Here is a 465-nt window from a genome sequence, read left to right as displayed (position 1 = left end):
CATCTGCGACGAGTGAGATGGCGGAAGGGATGGCAAAATGGGCACTCGCAAATTGGCAGGTGCATACGAAAGAAGACTTGGACGACTATACCTACTACGTGGCCGGTTTAGTCGGTGTCATGCTTTCGGAGCTTTGGGAATGGAGTGCCGGCACGAAAACAGACCGTGAACTGGCAATCGGCTATGGTCGCGGTTTACAGGCAGTAAACATTCTACGTAATGAGCAGGAAGATTTGGATGAGCGCGGCGTCAGCTTCGTACCTGATGGCTGGACCCGTGCTGAACTATTTGCTTATGCGGAGGAAAACCTGGCAAAGGCCGACCTTTATATGAAAGATTTAGATAAACGTTCGATTAAATTATTCTGTAGACTGCCTTTAGCATTGGCGCATAAAACATTGCAGGCCATGAAAGAAGGACGAGAAAAAATGTCCCGCTCAGAAGTTGAAGCGACAGTTGAAGAAA

At 48.2% G+C, this 465-nt stretch carries 1 protein-coding gene; it reads left to right on the top strand.

The annotated features are described in order from the left end of the window. On the top strand, nucleotides 1–465 hold a 465-nt coding region (locus ACTD9P_RS29830; protein WP_438870447.1), incomplete at both ends, for a squalene/phytoene synthase family protein.

Source organism: Pseudomonas onubensis, from assembly GCF_965653655.1.
Lineage (GTDB): Bacteria > Pseudomonadota > Gammaproteobacteria > Pseudomonadales > Pseudomonadaceae > Aquipseudomonas.
The sequence above is the reverse complement of the archived record's forward strand: the minus strand, read 5'-3'. Positions and strand labels throughout refer to the sequence as shown.